This is a genomic window from Microbacterium lacus, from assembly GCF_039531105.1.
Lineage (GTDB): Bacteria > Actinomycetota > Actinomycetes > Actinomycetales > Microbacteriaceae > Microbacterium > Microbacterium lacus.
In genome coordinates this window covers 396,822-415,141 of the sequence record NZ_BAAAPK010000001.1, presented here as the reverse complement: position 1 = coordinate 415,141, position 18,320 = coordinate 396,822, and the positions used below count along the sequence as shown (strand labels likewise).

19 protein-coding genes are annotated in these 18,320 nt (G+C 69.5%); 12 read left to right on the top strand and 7 right to left on the bottom strand.

Features of this window, described 5'->3' with window-relative positions; translation table 11 throughout:
• The first annotated feature begins 46 nt into the window (after nucleotides 1-46).
• From ABD197_RS02025 to ABD197_RS02005, 5 genes are all read left to right on the top strand, one after another.
• The gene (locus ABD197_RS02025) at nucleotides 47-715 is read left to right on the top strand and encodes a hypothetical protein (protein WP_344051074.1); all 669 of its coding nucleotides are present in this window, start codon (nucleotides 47-49) and stop codon (nucleotides 713-715) included.
• A gap of 152 nt (nucleotides 716-867) precedes the next feature.
• Nucleotides 868-3,201: a phosphoribosylformylglycinamidine synthase subunit PurL gene (gene purL / locus ABD197_RS02020; RefSeq protein ID WP_344051072.1), complete on the top strand. Its 2,334-nt coding sequence runs from the start codon at nucleotides 868-870 to the stop codon at nucleotides 3,199-3,201.
• Between the two features lie 10 nt (nucleotides 3,202-3,211).
• On the top strand, nucleotides 3,212-3,343 hold the full coding sequence (locus ABD197_RS02015; protein ID WP_344051070.1) for a hypothetical protein: 132 nt from the start codon (nucleotides 3,212-3,214) through the stop codon (nucleotides 3,341-3,343).
• Between the two features lie 57 nt (nucleotides 3,344-3,400).
• Entirely contained in the window at nucleotides 3,401-4,156 is a 756-nt protein-coding gene (locus ABD197_RS02010; RefSeq protein WP_344051069.1) for a hypothetical protein, read from the top strand.
• 46 nt (nucleotides 4,157-4,202) lie between these two features.
• Complete coding sequence (locus tag ABD197_RS02005; protein WP_344051067.1) at nucleotides 4,203-5,117, top strand: hypothetical protein; 915 nt, start codon at nucleotides 4,203-4,205, stop codon at nucleotides 5,115-5,117.
• 54 nt (nucleotides 5,118-5,171) lie between these two features.
• Here ABD197_RS02005 and ABD197_RS02000 read toward each other — a convergent pair whose 3' ends face one another.
• Together ABD197_RS02000 and ABD197_RS01995 are read right to left on the bottom strand one after the other, a co-directional pair.
• Entirely contained in the window at nucleotides 5,172-5,507 is a 336-nt protein-coding gene (locus tag ABD197_RS02000) for a YciI family protein (RefSeq protein WP_344051065.1), read from the bottom strand.
• A 160-nt stretch (nucleotides 5,508-5,667) separates the two neighbouring features.
• Nucleotides 5,668-6,021: a YciI family protein gene (locus ABD197_RS01995; RefSeq protein ID WP_344051063.1), complete on the bottom strand. Its 354-nt coding sequence runs from the start codon at nucleotides 6,019-6,021 to the stop codon at nucleotides 5,668-5,670.
• 188 nt (nucleotides 6,022-6,209) lie between these two features.
• Between ABD197_RS01995 and ABD197_RS01990 the strand changes: the two genes are divergently transcribed.
• The 5 genes from ABD197_RS01990 (at nucleotide 6,210) to ABD197_RS01970 (ending at nucleotide 10,226) form a co-directional block, all read left to right on the top strand.
• The gene (locus ABD197_RS01990; RefSeq protein ID WP_344051061.1) at nucleotides 6,210-7,676 is read left to right on the top strand and encodes an APC family permease; all 1,467 of its coding nucleotides are present in this window, start codon (nucleotides 6,210-6,212) and stop codon (nucleotides 7,674-7,676) included.
• Nucleotides 7,677-7,678: 2 nt separating this feature from the next.
• Nucleotides 7,679-8,113: a universal stress protein gene (locus ABD197_RS01985; RefSeq protein WP_344051059.1), complete on the top strand. Its 435-nt coding sequence runs from the start codon at nucleotides 7,679-7,681 to the stop codon at nucleotides 8,111-8,113.
• A 132-nt stretch (nucleotides 8,114-8,245) separates the two neighbouring features.
• The gene (locus ABD197_RS01980) at nucleotides 8,246-8,641 is read left to right on the top strand and encodes a GntR family transcriptional regulator (RefSeq protein ID WP_344051057.1); all 396 of its coding nucleotides are present in this window, start codon (nucleotides 8,246-8,248) and stop codon (nucleotides 8,639-8,641) included.
• Nucleotides 8,638-9,543: an ABC transporter ATP-binding protein gene (locus tag ABD197_RS01975; RefSeq protein WP_344051054.1), complete on the top strand. Its 906-nt coding sequence runs from the start codon at nucleotides 8,638-8,640 to the stop codon at nucleotides 9,541-9,543. The genes ABD197_RS01980 and ABD197_RS01975 overlap by 4 nt, the downstream gene beginning before the upstream one ends.
• A complete protein-coding gene (locus ABD197_RS01970) occupies nucleotides 9,540-10,226 on the top strand; it encodes a hypothetical protein (protein ID WP_344051052.1) in 687 nt (228 codons plus the stop codon). Before ABD197_RS01975 ends, ABD197_RS01970 begins: the two co-directional genes overlap by 4 nt.
• Before the next feature lie 6 nt (nucleotides 10,227-10,232).
• On the opposite strand, the gene ABD197_RS01965 is transcribed toward ABD197_RS01970, so the two are convergent.
• From ABD197_RS01965 to ABD197_RS01955, 3 genes are read right to left on the bottom strand one after another with little or no spacing between them, the layout of a single operon-like run.
• Entirely contained in the window at nucleotides 10,233-11,321 is a 1,089-nt protein-coding gene (locus tag ABD197_RS01965; RefSeq protein ID WP_344051050.1) for an ATP-binding protein, read from the bottom strand.
• Between the two features lie 17 nt (nucleotides 11,322-11,338).
• Nucleotides 11,339-11,662 (bottom strand): chorismate mutase, encoded by a 324-nt coding sequence (locus ABD197_RS01960; protein ID WP_344051048.1) that lies wholly within the window; start codon nucleotides 11,660-11,662, stop codon nucleotides 11,339-11,341.
• 53 nt (nucleotides 11,663-11,715) lie between these two features.
• Nucleotides 11,716-12,849, bottom strand: a complete 1,134-nt coding sequence (locus ABD197_RS01955; RefSeq protein ID WP_344051046.1) for a helix-turn-helix transcriptional regulator — start codon at nucleotides 12,847-12,849, stop codon at nucleotides 11,716-11,718.
• A gap of 167 nt (nucleotides 12,850-13,016) precedes the next feature.
• Between ABD197_RS01955 and ABD197_RS01950 the strand changes: the two genes are divergently transcribed.
• Together ABD197_RS01950 and ABD197_RS01945 are read left to right on the top strand one after the other, a co-directional pair.
• Entirely contained in the window at nucleotides 13,017-14,417 is a 1,401-nt protein-coding gene (locus ABD197_RS01950; protein WP_344051044.1) for an FAD-binding oxidoreductase, read from the top strand.
• A gap of 149 nt (nucleotides 14,418-14,566) precedes the next feature.
• Entirely contained in the window at nucleotides 14,567-15,775 is a 1,209-nt protein-coding gene (locus tag ABD197_RS01945; protein ID WP_344051041.1) for an AI-2E family transporter, read from the top strand.
• Here the strand turns inward: ABD197_RS01945 and ABD197_RS01940 are convergent.
• Both ABD197_RS01940 and ABD197_RS01935 read right to left on the bottom strand, forming a co-directional pair.
• The gene (locus ABD197_RS01940; protein WP_344051039.1) at nucleotides 15,772-17,031 is read right to left on the bottom strand and encodes a lactonase family protein; all 1,260 of its coding nucleotides are present in this window, start codon (nucleotides 17,029-17,031) and stop codon (nucleotides 15,772-15,774) included. The two genes, ABD197_RS01945 and ABD197_RS01940, sit on opposite strands and share 4 nt — an antisense overlap.
• Nucleotides 17,031-18,317, bottom strand: coding sequence for an adenylosuccinate synthase (locus ABD197_RS01935; protein ID WP_344051037.1), 1,287 nt, complete (start codon nucleotides 18,315-18,317; stop codon nucleotides 17,031-17,033). The genes ABD197_RS01940 and ABD197_RS01935 overlap by 1 nt, the downstream gene beginning before the upstream one ends.
• Nucleotides 18,318-18,320 lie beyond the last annotated feature (3 nt).

Below are 18,320 nucleotides of genomic sequence, written 5' to 3'. Positions count from 1 at the left end.
TTACGCCGAGCACCGGCATCCGTCAAGAGGTCGGTAGCGTGCTGATATGCGCGCCTCCCGCCTCATGCTGCTCCTTCCCTCGATCGGCCTCGCACTGGTGCTCGCGGGGTGCGGGCTTCCTGCGCCGACGCCGACGCCGACGCCGACGACCATCCCCTCCGATTCGAGCGCCGCCCCCACGCCGAACCCGACGGTCGATGCCGCCCGAGTCGTCGTCACCGTCGATTCCGTCGTCTACGAGCACGACGGGCGCGCGGAGGAGGTGTCGCTCAGGGACGGCGAGGAGGTCGTGGCGCTCCTCGAGCAGATCGCCGGCGCGGCGACCGTCGAGGAGTTCGACGGTCCCTACGACACCGCAGGTGGGGTGCGGTACGCGTGGGACGGCGTCTCGATCTCGGTGTGGACGTACGACTCGCGTGGCTTCCTCAACGTCGGCGGGCCCACGATCGGCGGCATCCCCATCGCCACCGCGGAGGGCATCTCCGTCGGCAGCACGCGCGATGAGGCCCTCGCGGCTGAGGCGTTCGAGCTGTGCCAGTACGACGGGGACGGGGACGGCAAGCCGGACAGCTTGGCGATGCATCCCGAGGAGGTGCCTGACGCATTGTCCCTCTGCCGCCCGGATGCCGTCGGGATCGAGTACGTCGAGCTCGGGTTCGCTGGCGACCTCGTCACACGGCTCTCGGCACCGTCGAACGACTTCTCCGACATCTGAGGCGCTTCTGCGGCATCTGACACGGTCACGACGATCTCGCGGTGCGTCGGTCGATGCCTGCGGGGGGGGCACACGACTCACGCCGGTCGGGGCGATGCCCGGCCAACTAGACTGAACCGGTCCGGCGTCCCCGAATCCTGGAGCTGAGCCGCGTGACCACCCCCTCCCGAAAGTCCCTGGCCGACACCGTCGAGAACGCCGTCGCGACGCCCGAGAAGGAGCAGCCCTACGGCGCGCTCGGACTCAAGGACGACGAGTACCGGCAGATCCGCGAGATCCTGGGACGCCGCCCCACGAGCGGCGAGCTGGCGATGTACTCGGTCATGTGGAGCGAGCACTGCTCCTACAAGTCCAGCAAGATCTATCTGCGCCAGTTCGGTCAGAAGGTGTCGGACGAGATGAAGGAACGGCTCATGGTCGGCATGGGCCAGAACGCCGGCGTCGTCGACATCGGCGAGGGCTGGGCGGTCACCTTCAAGGTCGAATCGCACAACCACCCGAGCTACATCGAGCCCTTCCAGGGTGCCGCGACCGGTGTCGGCGGCATCGTCCGCGACATCATCTCGATGGGCGCGCGCCCGGTGGCCGTGATGGACCAGCTGCGCTTCGGCGCGATCGACGACCCCGACACCGCCCGTGTCGTCCACGGCGTCACGAGCGGCATCTCGTTCTACGGCAACTGCCTGGGTCTGCCGAACATCGGCGGCGAGACCGTCTTCGACGCCGTCTACCAGGGCAACCCGCTCGTGAACGCCCTCGCGGTGGGCGTCATGCGCCACGAGGACATCAAGCTCGCGAACGCGACCGGTGCGGGCAACCAGGTCGTGCTCTTCGGCGCGCGCACCGGCGGTGACGGCATCGGCGGGGCCTCGATCCTCGCGTCGGACACGTTCGCCGACGGCGGCCCGACCAAGCGGCCCGCCGTCCAGGTCGGCGACCCGTTCGCCGAGAAGGTGCTCATCGAGTGCTGCCTCGAGCTCTATCGCGACGACCTCGTCGAGGCGATCCAGGACCTCGGCGCCGCCGGAATCTCGTGCGCCACGAGCGAGCTCGCCGCGAACGGCGGCAGCGGAATGCGCGTGGACCTCGAGAAGGTGCTGCTGCGCGACCCGTCGCTCACGCCGGAGGAGATCCTCATGAGCGAGAGCCAGGAGCGCATGATGGCGATCGTCGCGCCCGAGAAGCTCGATGCCTTCCTCGCGGTCGTGAACAAGTGGGATGTCGAGACGAGCGTCCTCGGCGAGGTGACCGGCGACGGGCGACTGGTGATCCAGTGGCACGGCGAGGTCATCGTCGACGTCGACCCGTCGACCGTGGCCGTCGACGGACCCGTGTACGAGCGCCCGGTCGCCTACCCGACCTGGATCGACGCGCTGCGCGACGACTCGGCGAGCGCGCTCCCGAGGGAGAACGACGCCGAGACGCTCCGCCGCCAGTTCACGCAGCTCGTCGCGAGCCCCAACCTCGCCGACACGTCGTGGGTGACGAACCAGTACGACTACTACGTCATGGGCAACACCGCGCTGGCCTTCCCCGACGACGCCGGCATGATCCGCGTCGACGAGGAATCGGGCCTCGGCTTCTCGATCGCCACCGACTGCAACGGGCGCTTCTGCCAGCTCGACCCGTACGAGGGCGCGAAGCTCGCCCTCGCCGAGGCCTACCGCAACGTCGCCGTGAGCGGCTCCGTCCCCACCGCCGTCACCGACTGCCTGAACTTCGGCAGCCCGGAGAACCCCGAAGTCATGTGGCAGTTCTCGCAGGCCGTCGCCGGCCTCGCGGACGGCTGCCTCGAGCTCGGCATCCCCGTGACCGGCGGCAACGTCAGCTTCTACAACCAGACCGGCGACCAGCCGATCTTCCCGACACCCGTCGTCGGTGTCCTCGGCATCATCGACGACGTGGCGCGCCGCATCCCGAGCGGGTGGCAGGACGAGGGCGAGAACCTCTATCTCCTCGGCGTGACAGGCACCGAGCTCGACGGCTCCGCCTGGGCCGGAACCGTGCACGGTCACCTGGGCGGTCGCCCCCCGGCAGTGGATCTCGGCGCCGAGAAGAAGCTCGCCGAGCTGCTGCACGCGGCTTCGCTGCAGTCGCTGGTCTCCAGTGCGCACGACCTGTCCGCCGGCGGCCTCGCGCAGACGCTCGCCGAGGGCGTGCTCCGCTTCGGCGTGGGCGCCCGCGTGTGGCTGCGCGAGATCATGGAGCGAGACGGGGTGGATGCCGCCACCGCGCTGTTCTCGGAATCGACGGGTCGCGTCATCGTGAGCGTGCCGCGCGAGGACGACGTCAAGTTCCGTGGCCTGTGCGAGGGTCGAGGCTACCCGGTGCTGCGGATCGGGGTGACCGATGCGCCCGGCGAGGACGGCGAGCCGGCCCTCGAGGTCCAGGACCTGTTCACGCTGGGGCTGAGCGAGCTGCGGAGCCTGTCGACCGAGACGCTGCCCGCCGTCTTCGGTGCCACCGTCACCGAGCCGTCGAAGTAGGCTGTCGGTCATGTCCGAGGACGAATACGCCGACTACAACGAAGCCCGCCAGCGCCGCGTGAAGATCGTCGCCTGGGTGGTCATCGTCTCGCTCATCCTCGTCGGCGGCGGCGCCACGGTCCTGGCCCTCATCTTCGGCTGACCTGCGCATCGCCTGACCCCCGGTTCTGCCGGAGGGTCCGCGGATTACGATGTCCTGGTGGAGATGATCCTCCTGATCGTCGAGAGCTGGTGGTGGGTCGCACCCGCGGCCGCCGGGGCCGGCGCCGCGACGTACGCCGGAGTGACCGCCAGGGGTCGCCGTGCGAGGAGACTCGAACTGGATGCCGCGCGGCGCGAGGTCGCGCTCGCCTCCCGGGCGCTCATCGCCGCGCGCGTCCGGGTGCGCGAAGCGCAGGCCGCCGTGCTCGCCGCGCGCGCCTCGTCCGCTCCCCCGACGCTCGGCGAAGCCCTGCTCGGCACCCCCGCGACGGCGCAGGCGCGCCGCGCACTGCAGGAGGCCAAGCTCGCGCAGAAGTCCGCGGCGATGGTGCTGCGTGCGCGCCGCGCCCGCGTGAAGGCGACCACTGCCCAATACCACGCGGCGTCCTCCACCGATCCGCTGCCGATCGAGCGGCTGTACCGCGCGCACGACGCGGTCGTCGCCCGCTGGATGGACTACGAGACCGATCCGGCGAAAGCGATCGCCTACCCGCAGCTGAGCGATACGCGCGAACCCGCGACCCTGGCGTTCTTCCGCGCGTACCGCGCGGCGCAGGACGTGCGTCCCGCCTCTGCGCGCGAGCGGATCCCTCCCGAGCAGTACCTCGCGTATCGCGACGCCGTCGCCGCGCTCGAGGCCGCGTTCGACGAGGCCGAGCGCGCGGCGGGTGCCGCGCCGCGTCCGACGGCACCGCCGACCGGGATCTGGCAGATGCCCGCCTGGATCCCGCTGCGGATGCCGACCTCCGACTGACCTGCGAGCAGGCGAGCCTGCCGGAGGCGGCGGTTAGCATGACAGGGTGGAACCTTTCTTCTCGTTCCTCGGGGGCTACTGGTGGCTCGTCTTCCCGCTCATGGGAGTGATGGGCGGCATCGGCAGCGCCTGGGAGCGCGGCGCCCGGCGCCGCCACAAGCGTCGGCTCGAGGTTCTGCACGCCAAGGCGGAGATCACGGCCGCCAAGGCGGGCGTACGTCCCCCCGCCGTCGCGGCGGCCGACCTGCCGCCGATCGAGACGGCGACTGCGGCCCCGGCATCCGCACCGGAGGGAACGCAGCTCGAGCGGCTGTTCGCCTCGCACGACGCCGTGACCGCACGGTGGCTCGAGTACGAGCTCGACGTGGCGAAGCTCATCGCGTTCCCCGCGATGAGCGACGGCCGCCAGCCCCTCACGGCCGCCTTCCTGCGCGCCAAGCGCATCGCGGACGGCCTGCGGCCGGCATCCGCGAAAGCACGCCTGACGAAGGAGCAGCTCACCGAGTACCGCGACGCGGTCGTGGACTACGAAGTCGCGTTCGACGTGGCCGAGCGCGACGCCCGCCGCGTGAAGGATTCCTCGTTCACGACGGTCGAGCGCAAGCGCCTGGACACGGCGAAGCAGCTCCTCACGATCGCGATCGATGAGGCCGCCACCCCCGCCGAGCGGCAGGTGGCCTACCGGCGGGTCCGCGAAGAGCTCGACGGGCTCATCTCGCTCTCGGACGAGGCGATCGAGGTGCTCGAGGCGAAGGTGACGCTCGAGCTGACGACCGGTCGGCAGCCCACCGTGTCGGATGCCGCACCTCCGCGCGAAACGGAGGCCTCGCCGACGGAAGCCCCGCAGACCGCGGCTCCGCGGACGCCGACCCCTTCCCCGCAGCCGGCCCCATGGCCCGTACCGGCCCGGAGCGCGGACACGGCCCCCGGCCGGGTGGTCCGTCCCAAGCCGCATCTCTGACGCGACGCGAGGCGCGTTGTCTAGGACCCGGGTCCCCGACGGCTCGACGCCGCTTCAGTAGACGACGATCGGGCGGATCTCCACCGTCACGCCCGGCAATTCCAGCAACGGCCACGTCTTGACGATCTCGATGGCCGCATCGAGATCGGGCACGTCGATCACCTGGAATCCGCCGCTGACCTCCTTCGCCTCCGAGAACGGCCCATCAGCCACGACCGGCCCGTGAGCGCCATGGGTGACCGAGGTCGCCGTGGTGACCGGCTGCAGCTGGGCACCCGACTCGGTCATCACCTCGCGATGCGTACCGAACCAGTCGTAGGTGCGGCGGTAAGCCTCCTCGGCGTGCTCGGGCGACACCGTCGCTTCCAGCTCGGGGGTGGTCGTGAACATGATGACGTACTTCACGGTCGTGTCCTTTCGTCAGTGGAACAGTTTCATCGGGACAGCGAACAGGCAAGCGGCAATTCGACACGAACCTCGGAATCGCGTCGACGGAGCTGACCGCGTCCTTCGCGAGTGCGGACGCGGTCAGCGTGTCGAGCGAAAGTGCTCAGAGCTGGCCCGCAGACGGGTCGTGCATCGGGCGAAGCTCGACACCGCCGCCGGCCGCCGGGGCCAACGCGGCGAGCTCGATCGCGTGATCGAGGTCGCGCGCCTCCACGGTGTAGTAGCCGAGGAACGACTCTTTGGACTCCACGAACGGGCCGTCCGACACCTCGCCGGCGGTGATCTTGAGTGCCTGCGACACGGGCTTGAGCGCCCCACCACCCGTGATCGACCCACCGTGCTCGACGACGCCCTTTGTGAACGCATCGTGCGCTTCGACGACGGCGCCCCATCCCTCGGGCGTCATGGTCTCGTAGAAAGCCGGGTCTTCGTAGATGAGGATCGCGTACTGGGACATGGAATACCTCCTGCATTGGCGAGCCGGCCTGTCCGGCTCCTTCATCGTCACAGCGAACGACTTCCCGCCATTTCGACAACCCCCCGGCATATTTCCGTCCAGCTCGAGATGAGAATGTGACGTTCGACCTCACCCCGACCTGGGGAGAGATCCTCCGCGACCCCCCACCCGCGGGGTAGGGTCTGCGGATGGCTACGTCCGCCGAAGCATCCGTGTCCGCACCGAGTCCGCTCAAGCGGTCGATCACGGTCAAGCAGCTCTACTTCTACGTCGTGGGCGACGTCCTCGGCTCCGGCATCTACGTCCTCGTCGGCCTCGTCGCGGCGGCGGTGGGCGGGGCGTTCTGGATGGCATTCCTGGTGGGCGTCGCGATCGCCGCGGTCACCGGCCTCGCCTACGCCGAGCTCGTCACGAAGTATCCGCAGGCCGCTGGCGCGTCGCTGTACGTGAACAAGGCCTTCCGCAGCCCCGCGCTGACCTTCTTCGTGACGATCTGCATGCTCTCCGCCAACATGGCCGCCGTCGGCTCACTCGCCTCAGGGTTCGTCCGCTACTTCGCGGGTCTGATCGGCCTGCCCGAGGACGCGATCTGGGCGGCGACCGCCATCGCCCTCGCGTTCGTGGCGGTCATCACCCTCATCAACCTCATCGGCATCACCGAATCGGTCGTCGCGAACGTCGTGATGACCTTCATCGAGCTCACGGGCCTCGTGATCGTGATCATCATCGGTGCGATCGCGCTCTTCGAGGGCGTGGGCGATCCGGCCGTGCTGCTGCAGTTCAACGTCGACGGCGGTGGCGGCTCGGCGATCCTCGCGGTCCTCGCCGGTGTCTCGCTCGCGTTCTTCGCGATGACAGGATTCGAGAACGCCGCGAACGTCGCCGAGGAGACGATCGACCCGTCGCGCGCGTTCCCGCGGGCCCTGATCGGCGGGATGCTGACCGCCGGCATCGTGTACGTGCTGGTCTCGATCGCCGCGGCCCTCGCCGTTCCGATCTCGACCCTCGCCGGGAACACCCTGCTCGAAGTGATCCGTGCAGACCTCTTCTTCATCCCGGCATCCGTCATGCTCGTCGTCTTCGGGATCATCGCGATGATCGCGATCAGCAACACCACGCTCGTCACCGTCGTGGCCCAGGCCCGCATCCTGTACGGCATGGCCCGCGAGGACGTGGTGCCGGCCGTGTTCGCCAAAGTGCATCCGGTCCGGCGCAGCCCCTACGTCGCCCTGCTGTTCGGCGGCGCGGTGGTGGGTGCGCTCCTCGTGGTCGGCGCGATCATCCGCAGCGGCCAGGGCGGGCTCGCGCCGGAGGACCAGCTCGACATCGTCGATCGCCTCGCGACGATTACCGTCGTCTTCCTGCTGTTCATCTACGCGCTCGTGATCGTGTCGTGCCTGAAGCTGCGCGGCAAGGACGAGCGACCGGACACGTATCGGGCGAACACGCCCCTGTTGATCGCCGGCATCATCGGCAATCTCGCGGTGCTCACGTACACGCTGATCGACGACCCCGAGGCGCTGTTCTGGGTGGCCGGGCTTCTCGCCGTCGGACTCGTCCTGTACATCTGCGAGCGCCTGTTCGGCAAGAAGCGGCTCCGACCGCCGGGAGTCGAGCGCGGCGACCCGTCGGCGACGCTCGAGAAGGACGCCTGACCGTGCACGTCATCGTCGCCACCGACGGCTCGCGGGCATCGCTCGACGGGGCGCGCCAGTTCATCGGCTTCGCGGACGCGGATGCCGTCACCGAAGTGACCGTCGTGGCCGTGGTCAGCCCGTACGCCGCCGCCCCGTTCGCGAATGAGATCGGCCCGACCCGGACACCGCTCATGACCTCGCTGAGCTTCGCCGACGACGCACGCGTCGCCGCGGAGACCGTGGCCGCGGAATTCAGCGCGTGGGGACCCCGCGTGCACACCCAGGTGCGCAGCGGCTCGCCGGCGCAGGAGATCATCCGGGCGGCGGAGGAGACCGACGCCGCACTCATCGTGCTCGCGGCGGGCAGCCGCGGGCTCAGTCGCACGATCCTGCTCGGCAGCACCGCCTCGCGCGTCCAGCACTCGGCGCCGTGCGCCGTGCTGGTCTGCCGCTGACGTCCGCTCGTCGAGCAGCCACTTCCCCGCAGCATCGACGGACGCCTGAGGGCGGCCCTGTCGCACGGGGTTGACGCGAGCTCGGTTCTATGGTTACTTAGTCAAGTAATTAACCCACAGACCGGAGCCGACGTGATCGAAGAAGGCAAAGCGCTGTTCCTCCAGATCGCCGAGAGCGTCGAGGACTCGATCATCGACGGTTCGCTCGCCGAAGAGGCGCAGGCCCCGTCCACGAACGAACTCGCCGCGTTCTTCCGCATCAACCCCGCCACGGCCGCGAAAGGAGTCGCCATGCTCGTCGACAAAGGAGTGCTCTACAAGCGTCGCGGGATCGGCATGTTCGTCGCGCCGGGCGCACGCGAACTGCTGATGACCGAGCGGCGCGCCGTCTTCGCCGACCGCTTCGTCGCGCCCCTGCTCGCCGAAGCCGACAAGCTCGGGCTCGGTCCCGACGAGCTCACGCGTCTGATCCTCGACCGCGCCGACGCCCAGGGCGCGGCATCCCCTCAGGAAGGAGCGGCCCGATGACCGCTGTCATCGAGGTGCAGAACCTCACGAAGCGCTACCGCGACATCACCGCCGTCGATGACGTGTCGTTCGCGATCGAGCAGGACACGATCTACGGCCTGCTCGGCCGCAACGGCGCCGGCAAGACGACCGTGATGTCGATGCTCACCGCCCAGAACTTCGCCACGAGCGGTGACATCCGCATCTTCGGCGAGCACCCGTACGAGAACGCGCGGGTCCTCGAGCGCATGTGCTTCGTGCGCGAGAGCCAGCGCTACCCGGACGACGCGAGGCCCGTGCACGCGTTCCGGTCGGCGCGGCTGTTCTTCCCCCGGTGGGACGAACAGCTCGCCCAGCGCCTGATCGCCGACTTCCAGCTGCCGACGAATCGCCGCATCAAGAAGCTCTCACGCGGGCAGCTGTCGGCGGTCGGCGTGATCATCGGTCTCGCCTCGCGCGCCGAGATCACGTTCTTCGATGAGCCCTACCTCGGCCTGGACGCCGTGGCCCGGCAGATCTTCTACGACCGGCTGCTCGAGGACTACTCCCTGCACCCGCGGACGATCATCCTGTCCTCGCACCTGATCGACGAGGTGTCCAACCTGATCGAGCGCGTGCTCGTGATCGATGCCGGTCGCATCATCATGGACGAGGCGACGGATGCCGTCCGCGACCGCGCCTCCACGATCGTCGGTGACGGCGCCGAGGTCGACGCCTTCGTGGCCGGACGAGAGGTCCTGCATCGCGAGAGCCTCGGCCGCGTGGCCTCGGTCACCGTGCTCGGAGCGCTGAGCGCGGCGGACCGGGTCCGACTCGCCGACCTCGGCCTCGATGTCGCGCCCGTCTCACTGCAGCAGCTGATCGTCCGTCTCACCCAGCACGCCGCCGAACAGGCGGCACCGACCCCGGAGGTGGCCCGATGAGCCGCACACTGAACGTCGTCCGTCTGCAGCTGGTCAACAGGATGACCTTCCTGTGGATCCCGCTGATCATCCTGTTCGGCACGCTCGCGTTCACGCTGATCGTGTACAGCATGCTCCCGCCCGGCGCGGTGAAGTACGGCGGCGGGGTCCAGGCGCCCCTCTGGTACTTCCTCGCGATCGGCATCCAGGCGATGGCCTACTCGTTCCCGTTCTCCCAGGCGATGAGCATCACCAGACGGGAGTTCTTCTTCGGCACGCTGCTGACCGCGGGTCTCACCGCCGGCATCCTCGCGATCGTCTTCGTCATCGGCGGCTTCATCGAGCAGGCCACAGGCGGCTACGGGCTGAGCGGCTACTTCTTCTACATCCCGTGGCTGTGGGATGCCGGGTGGTGGGCGGCCGGGATCGCCTTCTTCGCGATCGCGATGTTCATGTTCGTGATCGGCTTCTGGGCGGCGACGATCTACAAGCGCTGGGGCGCCCTGGCGGTCACGCTCGCCATGGTCGGCATCGGGGCGCTCCTGGTCGGCGGCCTCTGGATCACCGGACGGCTGAACGCGTGGGCGCAGGTGTTCGGGTGGCTGCAGGGCCAGGGCACGGTCGGCATGACCCTCTGGGGCATCCTGATCACGGCGGTCCTGGCGGCGACGGCCTTCCTGACCCTGCGTCGCGCGACTCCCTGACAGCGCTCAGCGCAGCGGCACGGGGACGTCGCTGCCGCCCTCGCGGGTCAGGCGCGCGCCCATCTGCACCAGACTCGGCTGCTCCACGAAGCCGCCGGCGAACAGCGCCTGACCCTGCGCGAACGCGGTCGCCCGGTTGAGCAGAGAGTCCGGCGCGTAGCCGAACATGCCGCCGAGCTCGGCGAGGTCCCGCGGCGAGCTCATCCGCATGAGGGCGAGGTTGTCGCACTGCGACAGGGCGTTCACGTGCACCTTCGACGGGCGCTGGGTCGACAGCAGCAGCCAGAGGCCGTACTTGCGCCCCTCCGCGGCGATCTGCACGATCCGCTCCGTCAGCAGCTTCTGCACGGGGGTGACCGGGTCGGGCGTGCAGAGGTTGTGGGCCTCATCGATCACGATGAGCCGGCCGATGCGCTGCTCGCGGGTCTCCCACAGGTGGTCGAGCACCGCGAGCGCCGCGGCGCGGGACTCCATCGGCGTCGGGAAGCCGCCGAGGTCCACCACCGTCGCATCGGGCTTGTCGTCGATGTCGTCGGTGACGGCGCGCTTGCCCCACGCCCACAGGTTCCACTGCACGACGCCGAGGTTCTCCAGCCGCATCGCGAGGTCGTGACGCACGCGGTCGGGGTGGGCGCGCATGAACCCCACGATGTCGTGATCGGGCACCAGGGAGAGCTCGGGCTCCAGGCGCAGCAGCGCGTTGAAGTCCTGCGGATGCAACAGCGGGTCGATCTGCAGGATCGCGGCACGCGAGCGCAGGGGAAGCTGCATGAAGCGCACGTGCAGGGGGTTCTCGGCTCCGGGGGTGGACCGGAGCACCCGGATGTCGCGCTGCGCGAGCTCGGACGCCTCGCTCGCGGGGGCGGACTCGTGGAGCTCGCCGAGCTTGACGAAGTCCGAGTTCGGATCGAGGATCACCAGCGGCAGCCGCGTGTGCAGCATGATCTGCTCGAGGGCGACGCCGAGTGCGTACGTCTTGCCCGATCCGCTCTGCCCGCACCAGAACGTGTGGCGGTTGAGCTTGTTCGCGAGCAGGTGGGCGGGGGCGGCATCCTCGGATTCGAGCAGCGTGCCGATCGTGAGTTCATGGGCCATGGCGAGGGTCCTTCCGCTCAGCGCTCTTCGGCGGCTTCGACGTGATGCCTGATCACTTCGGCGACGACGAACGAGAACCACTTCTGGGCGAACTCGGGGTCCAGCTCCGCGTCGATCGCGAGTCGGCGCAGACGGGCGAGCTGCTGCTCCTCCCGGGCGGGGTCGGATGCCGGCATGCCGTGCTCCGCTTTGAGCTTGCCGACCTGCTTCGTGGCACGGAACCGTTCGGCGAGCAGATAGACCAGCGCGGCATCCACGTTGTCGATGCTGCCGCGCAGTCGCTGCAGGGTCTCGAGCGCTTCTGCGTCGGCCAGGACAGGCTCTGCGGAGTGATCGGTCATGCCCCGACGATACCGGTCGCGGCCCGGGCGGTCGGTGCGATGCACGCCGCCCGTCAGTGCGCGATCGCGTACCACCCGGAGGGGGCGAGTTCGGATCCGGCTCGGGACAGGTACTGGTCGAAGTAGACCCGCGCGACGAGTTCCCGCCGGCTCGTGACGTCCGCCTTGTCGAAGATCGACTTCAGGTGGTCTTGCACCGTGTAGGGCGAGACGTGCATCTCAGCGGCGATCTCCTTCGTGTTCGCGCCCCGGAGCACGATGGAGATGACGTCGCGCTCGCGCGGCGTGAGGCCGAAGGCCGCGGCGACGAGGTCGATCACCTCCTGAGGGCGGGCCTCCTCGATCGTGACGACGACATCGCCGCCGCGGTCGCTGAGTCCACCGAGCGGAGCTGCGTGCAGCACCAGCCAGAGCCCGTCCGCCGTTCGGGTGCGCACCCGAGGGACCCGATCGGTGTCACCGCGTGCGAGCCGGCGGGCGGCGTCGACGAGCGCATGGACGTACACGAACGGGTCGCCCATGCCGGGCAGCGCCGACATGCGCTCGAGGTGCGCCTGCGCGCCGGGTGTGGACTGGATCATCCGGTTCTGCGCATCCACGATGATGACGGCCGGACCTGCCTCGCTGGCCGTGCTCCGGAGGGCGATCTGCGCGAGGAGCCCGGTGCGGAAGCCGCGGGTGAAGGAGGGCGCGACATCAGCGAGGAACGCCAGCTCCTCCGCCCCGAATGCCTGATCCTCGCTTCCACGGAAAAGCGAGAGATGTCCCCACCCTCCGCTGCGGTCCGCGAAGACCACGCGCGCCTCGTCGTGGAAGTCGAAGTGGGGGACGAGCAGTTCCGCCATCCGAGCGGACCGGGTCACGTCTCCGTGGGTCTCGCGGTTCATTCCGACCGCGGTGCGTCCGGCTCGCAGCAGCCCGCGAATGGCCGTCGGCTCCTCACCGCCGTACTCGAGCTGCGACCACGCGAGGTCCTGCTCGTTGCGGCCGTCGAGGACGCCGAGCTTCCGCGCGCTCGAGACCATCGCGGTCGCCGGGTCGAGCGTCGTCACGCACGCGGCGACGAAGGGCACGACCGCACCCAACGAGTCCGCTGCTTCGTCCATGAACCGATGCAGGGGAAGGCCGGCACGCGACATCACCTCGATGTCGCTCCGCGCGCGTCCACGCGCCAGTGCCGTTGCCATGCCATCAGTGTGCTCTCGGGCGCGGGGATCCGCTATCCCAGGTATCTGGGAGGGCGGAAGATCCCTCTGCTCTGGGGTGGTGGCCGGAAGCCGGCCGCCACCAGACTCTCCTGCGGCGCCGTTCGAGGTGCCCCATCCGATCCGAAATCAGACCACTGGAGCTCACCATGACCTTGTCCGACACCACGACCGACACCGCCGGACCCGATGCCGCAGACCCGCGGGCACGTCGGTTGCGCGCCGCCCTCGGCAACCGTGTGGTGCTGCCCGGTGACGACGACTGGGATCTCGCCCGCATGCCCTGGAACCTCGCCGTCGACCAACGACCGGTCGCCGTCGCGCGTCCGGAGAACGCCGAAGAGGTCGTGGACGTCGTCCGTGCGGCCGCCGCGGCAGGACTCAGAGTCGCACCGCAGTCGACCGGACACGCCGCCGCCGCGCTCGCCGACACGGGCTTCGCCGACACCGTGGTCATCTCACTGGCGCGACTGCGCGGCGTCACGGTCGACCCGGTCGCGCGCACGGCGCGCGTGCTGGGCGGCTCGCAGTGGAACGACGTCCTGGAAGCCGCGGCACCCCACGGTCTGACGGCGCCCCACGGAAGCGCCGGCGACGTCGGCGTCGCCGGGTACAGCCTCAGCGGCGGCCTGTCCTTCTACGCGCGGACGCACGGCCTCGCGGTCAACTTCGTCCGTGCCGTTCAGATCGTCACCGCCGACGGCGCACTGGTGCGCGCGAGCGCCGAGGAGAACCGGGACCTGTTCTGGGCGGTCCGAGGCGGATCGGGCGCCTTCGGGGTGGTGGTCTCGCTCGAGATGGACCTGCTCCCGTACGCGGACGTGTACGCCGGAATGCTGCTGTGGGACGCAGCTCGCGCCTCCGAGGTGGCTCGCGCCTGGGCGACGTGGACGACGACGGCACCGGATAGCGCGACGACGACCCTGCGCATCCTGAACCTTCCCCCCCTGCCCGAACTTCCCCCGTTCCTCTCCGGCCGGTCGGTGGTGGTCATCGACGGCGCGGTCCTGGGGACTGATGAGGGGGCAGCCGCCGTCCTCGCACCGCTGCGGGCGCTCGCACCGGAGATCGACACCTTCGGTCGCATCCCTGCTGCCGGGCTGGTCGCCGTGCACATGGATCCGCCTCAGCCCACCCCGGCGGTCACCGGGCACGCAGTGGTCGACGAGCTCCCGGAAGATGCGGTCGCCGCATTCCTGCGGGCCGGCTCCGACCCGAGGCTCTTCATGATGGAGCTGCGCCACGTCGGCGGAGCCGTGGCGCGTCCGGTCGATGCGGGTGGGGCGGTGTCGGCCTTCCGGGGAGAGTACATCTGCCACGCGGTCGCCGTTGTTCCGGTTCCCGATGCCGCAGCCGGCGCCGGCGCGGCGGTGGGCGCGGCAGTGGCGCTCTTCGAGCCGTGGCACATCGACGCTCTCGCGCTGACGTTCGTGGACGGCGGCAACGTGGATCGCCGGGGCGGATACGGCGACGCGGCCGGCCGGCTCGGTGAGCTCAAGCGTCGATTCGATCCCGGCGACATGTTCTCCGCCGCTCACCCCGTGAACTGACCGGCTGCGGAACGACGCCGCACCGCGCACCGGGCTCGTGTGCGCGGTGCGGCCGTCGGGATGGTTCACGACGAGCCGATGCCCGCGTCGCCACATTCACCCGGCCCGGGTGAGTGGTGCGCGATGCCCCGCGCCCTAGAGTGTGAGCCATGACCGATGGCACCCCTTCGCCCGCAGCCGGCTCGGATGCCGCCGGAGCGCCCGTCGCCGCAGAGGCGCCCGCTCCCGCGACGCCCGCGGCCGAGAGCACCGACACCGGCGAGGTGATGGTCGCCGCCACGAGGGCCAGCGATCGAGGCGGACGCCCGTTCTGGGCGCACTTGGACAGTCCTTTCACCGCGGGCCTGCTGCTCACGATCGGCGGCCTCGTCGCGATCCTGCTCGGGATCGCGGTCACCAACATCGCCACGATCCTCATCTACATCGCCCTGGCCATGTTCGCGGCTCTCGGCCTGGACCCCGTGCTCAGGTGGTTCGAGCGGCACAACGTGAAGCGCCCTTGGGCGATCACGATCGTCTTCCTGATCCTGGGCGTGATCGCCACCGGTGTGATCCTCCTGGTCGTGCCCACCCTCATCAACCAGGTCAGCTCGTTCTTCACCGGCATCCCCTCGATGATCTCGGACTTCCAGAAGAGCGACGTCTACGCGACGCTGGAGGGCATCTTCGGAACGGGCCTGAACACGATCACGAGCGAGATCCAGTCCTTCATCACGAACCCGTCCAACATCGCCGCGATCTCGGGCGGTCTGCTCAAGATCGGCGCCGGAATCGCCGCCGCCGTCTCGGGCGGGCTGATCGTGGTCGTCCTCACGCTGTACTTCGTGGCCTCGCTCCCGGCGATCAAGGAGTCGCTGATGCAGTTCGCGCCCGCGCGCAACCGCACCAAGGTCCGTGCCATGACGAACGAGATCACCGAGTCGGTGGGCAGCTATCTGATGGGCATGGTCGTGCTCGCGTTCTTCAACTCGATCGTGGCCTTCCTGCTGCACCTGGTCCTCGGCCTGCCCTACCCACTCCTGATGGGCGTACTCGCGTTCATGATCACGATCATCCCGCTCGTGGGCCCGGTCCTGTACTGGATCACCGCGAGCGTGATCGCGCTGTTCACGAGCCCGGTATCGGCGCTCATCTTCGCGATCTGCTATCTGATCTACATCCAGATCGAGGCCTACGTGATCACCCCGAAGGTCATGAGCAAGGCGATCTCGATCCCGGGCTCGCTCGTGGTGATCGGTGCCCTCATCGGCGGCACGCTGCTGGGTCTGCTCGGTGCGCTGATCGCCGTGCCGGTGACCGCCTCGATCCTGCTCATCATCAAACAGGTGTACATCCCGCGGCAGGACGCGAAGGTCTAGCTCCGCGCCCGCAGAAGGCAGGTCGGCGACGGCGTCTGCACGCGGTGCCGCACGCGCCCGGGCACCCCGGTGCGCAGGTCGAGGGTGAGAGACGCGACCTCGTCGGAGCGCTGGCCGGCCACCAGAAGCGTGTCACGGTCGATCACGTGGTGCCGGGGCCAGTCCACGCCGGAATCGACGAGGGCGACCGGCGCGAACGCGTCGCCGGCGCCCTTCACGCGCACGATGGCGATCGTGTTGCTGCCGCGCACGCCGGCGTAGAGGAAATGACCGTCACGGGAGGCCGCGAGTTCGGCCGCCGTGTCGCCGTCGAGCGTCCCGGCACCGAGGGTCGAACCTGCGACGACCCGCCAGCGCCCGCTCGGGTCGGGGGCGAGCGCGAAGACCTCACGACTGAGTTCGGTCACGACGTAGAGGTGCCCGCTCGGGTGCCACACCGTATGGCGCGGGCCGCTGCCTCGCGGCAGGACGACCTGCTGCACTTCGCGGAGCCCGGAGCCGTCCGCCCGCCAGAACCGCACGAGATCCCAGCCCATGTCGGTGGTCGCGATCAGTCCGCCGGGGAGGAAGACCGCCTGGTGCGCGCGCGAGACGCGGGATGCCGCCTCCGCGGACTCCGCATCCGGCTCGGGGTCGGCGGGCTCGGCGTCGTACTCCGGCACGAGGTGCCCGTATTCGTCGCCGGCCGCCGCGCGCAGCGCCCGCGCCGCGGCGGCGAGATCCACACCGCGACCGAGGTCCACGCCGGCGCTCAGATCGGCGCCCCGGTGCGGGTCCACACGCGCGGACAGATCGATCGCTCCACCGAAATCGCCGGGCTCGGCATCAGGTCCGTAGGGGTCCGACCCCGCGGCACCGATCGCCGGCGCGGATGGTCTGCCGGCGGCATCCAGTCGCATCCGCACGACGCGGCCGTCGCCCCAGCAGCTCGCCACGAGCGACCCGCCGTCGGGGGCGACGGCGACGTGGCACACGGCTTCACCCGCCTCCACCGGCCCGCCGAACGGTTCGAGCGTTCGCTCACCGGTGCGGCGATACGCACGGACGGTCCCCGCGTCCTCGATCGCGGCGTAGACCACGTCGTGCTCGGGATGCTGCGCCACCCACGACGGCGAGCCGTCCGCGCCGACCGCATCCCCGACGAAACGCAACTGCCCACCGGCCAGGATGTCATCCGCCGCGCCCGCATCGAGGACCCCGATGCCCGTCGCGTTCCCGCCGGAGCGGGCGGTGTATCCGCCGAGCCAGAAGCGCATCAGTCGACGAGGTCGTGGCGCACGATCACGGCGTCGCGGGAGGGCCCGACGCCGATGACCGAAATGCGCGTGCCGCTCATCTCCTCGAGGGCCAGAACGTAGTCCTGCGCCGCGAGCGGGAGGTCCTCGAAGGTGCGCGCACCCGAGATGTCCTCCTTCCAGCCCGGGAAGTACTCCAGGATCGGCTTGGCGTGGTGGAAGTCGGACTGGTTGACGGGCACCTCGTCGAAGCGCGTGCCGTCGACGTCATACGCCACGCACACCGGGATCTCGTCCAGGCCCGTGAGGATGTCGAGCTTGGTCAGCACGAGGTCGGTGATCCCGTTGATGCGGGTCGCGTAGCGCGTGATCGGGGCGTCGTACCAGCCCACCCGGCGGGGGCGACCGGTGGTCGTGCCGAACTCGAACCCGCGCGAACGCAGCCACTCCCCCTGCTCGTCGAACAGCTCGGTCGGGAACGGTCCGGAGCCGACGCGCGTCGTGTATGCCTTCACGATGCCGACGATGCGGTCCAGGCGATTGGGTCCGACGCCCGAGCCGGTGGCGGCGCCACCCGCAGTGGCCGACGAGGAGGTCACGAACGGGTACGTGCCGTGGTCGATGTCGAGCATCGTCGCCTGGCCGCCCTCGAACACGACGACCTCACCGGCATCCAGGGCTTCGTTCAGCAGCAGTGAGGTGTCGCACACCATGTCCTTCAGACGCGGCGCGTACGACAGCAGGTCCTCCACGACCTCGTCGATCGTGATCGCGCGCCGGTTGAACACCTTCACCAGGAGATGGTTCTTCTGGTCGAGCGCCCCCTCGACCTTCTGGCGCAGGATGTTCTCGTCGAAGAGGTCCTGCAGGCGGATGCCGACCCGGTTGATCTTGTCCGCGTACGCCGGCCCGATCCCCCGCCCCGTCGTGCCGATCATGCGCTTGCCGAGGAAGCGCTCGGTGACCTTGTCGAGCGTGCGGTGGTACTGCGTGATGATGTGCGCGTTCGCGCTGATCTTGAGCTTCGTGGTGTCCAGGCCGCGGGCGTTGAGCGCCTCGAGCTCGGCGAACAGCACCTCGAGGTCGACCACGACGCCGTTGCCGATCACGGGGGTGACACCGGGCGAGAGGATGCCGGAGGGCAGCAGGTGCAGCGCGTACTTCTCGTCGCCGATCACGACCGTGTGGCCGGCGTTATTGCCGCCGTTGAACTTCACCACCACGTCGGTGCGCTCACCGAGCAGATCGGTGGCCTTTCCCTTGCCCTCATCGCCCCACTGGACTCCGACGATCACGATGGCGGGCATGTT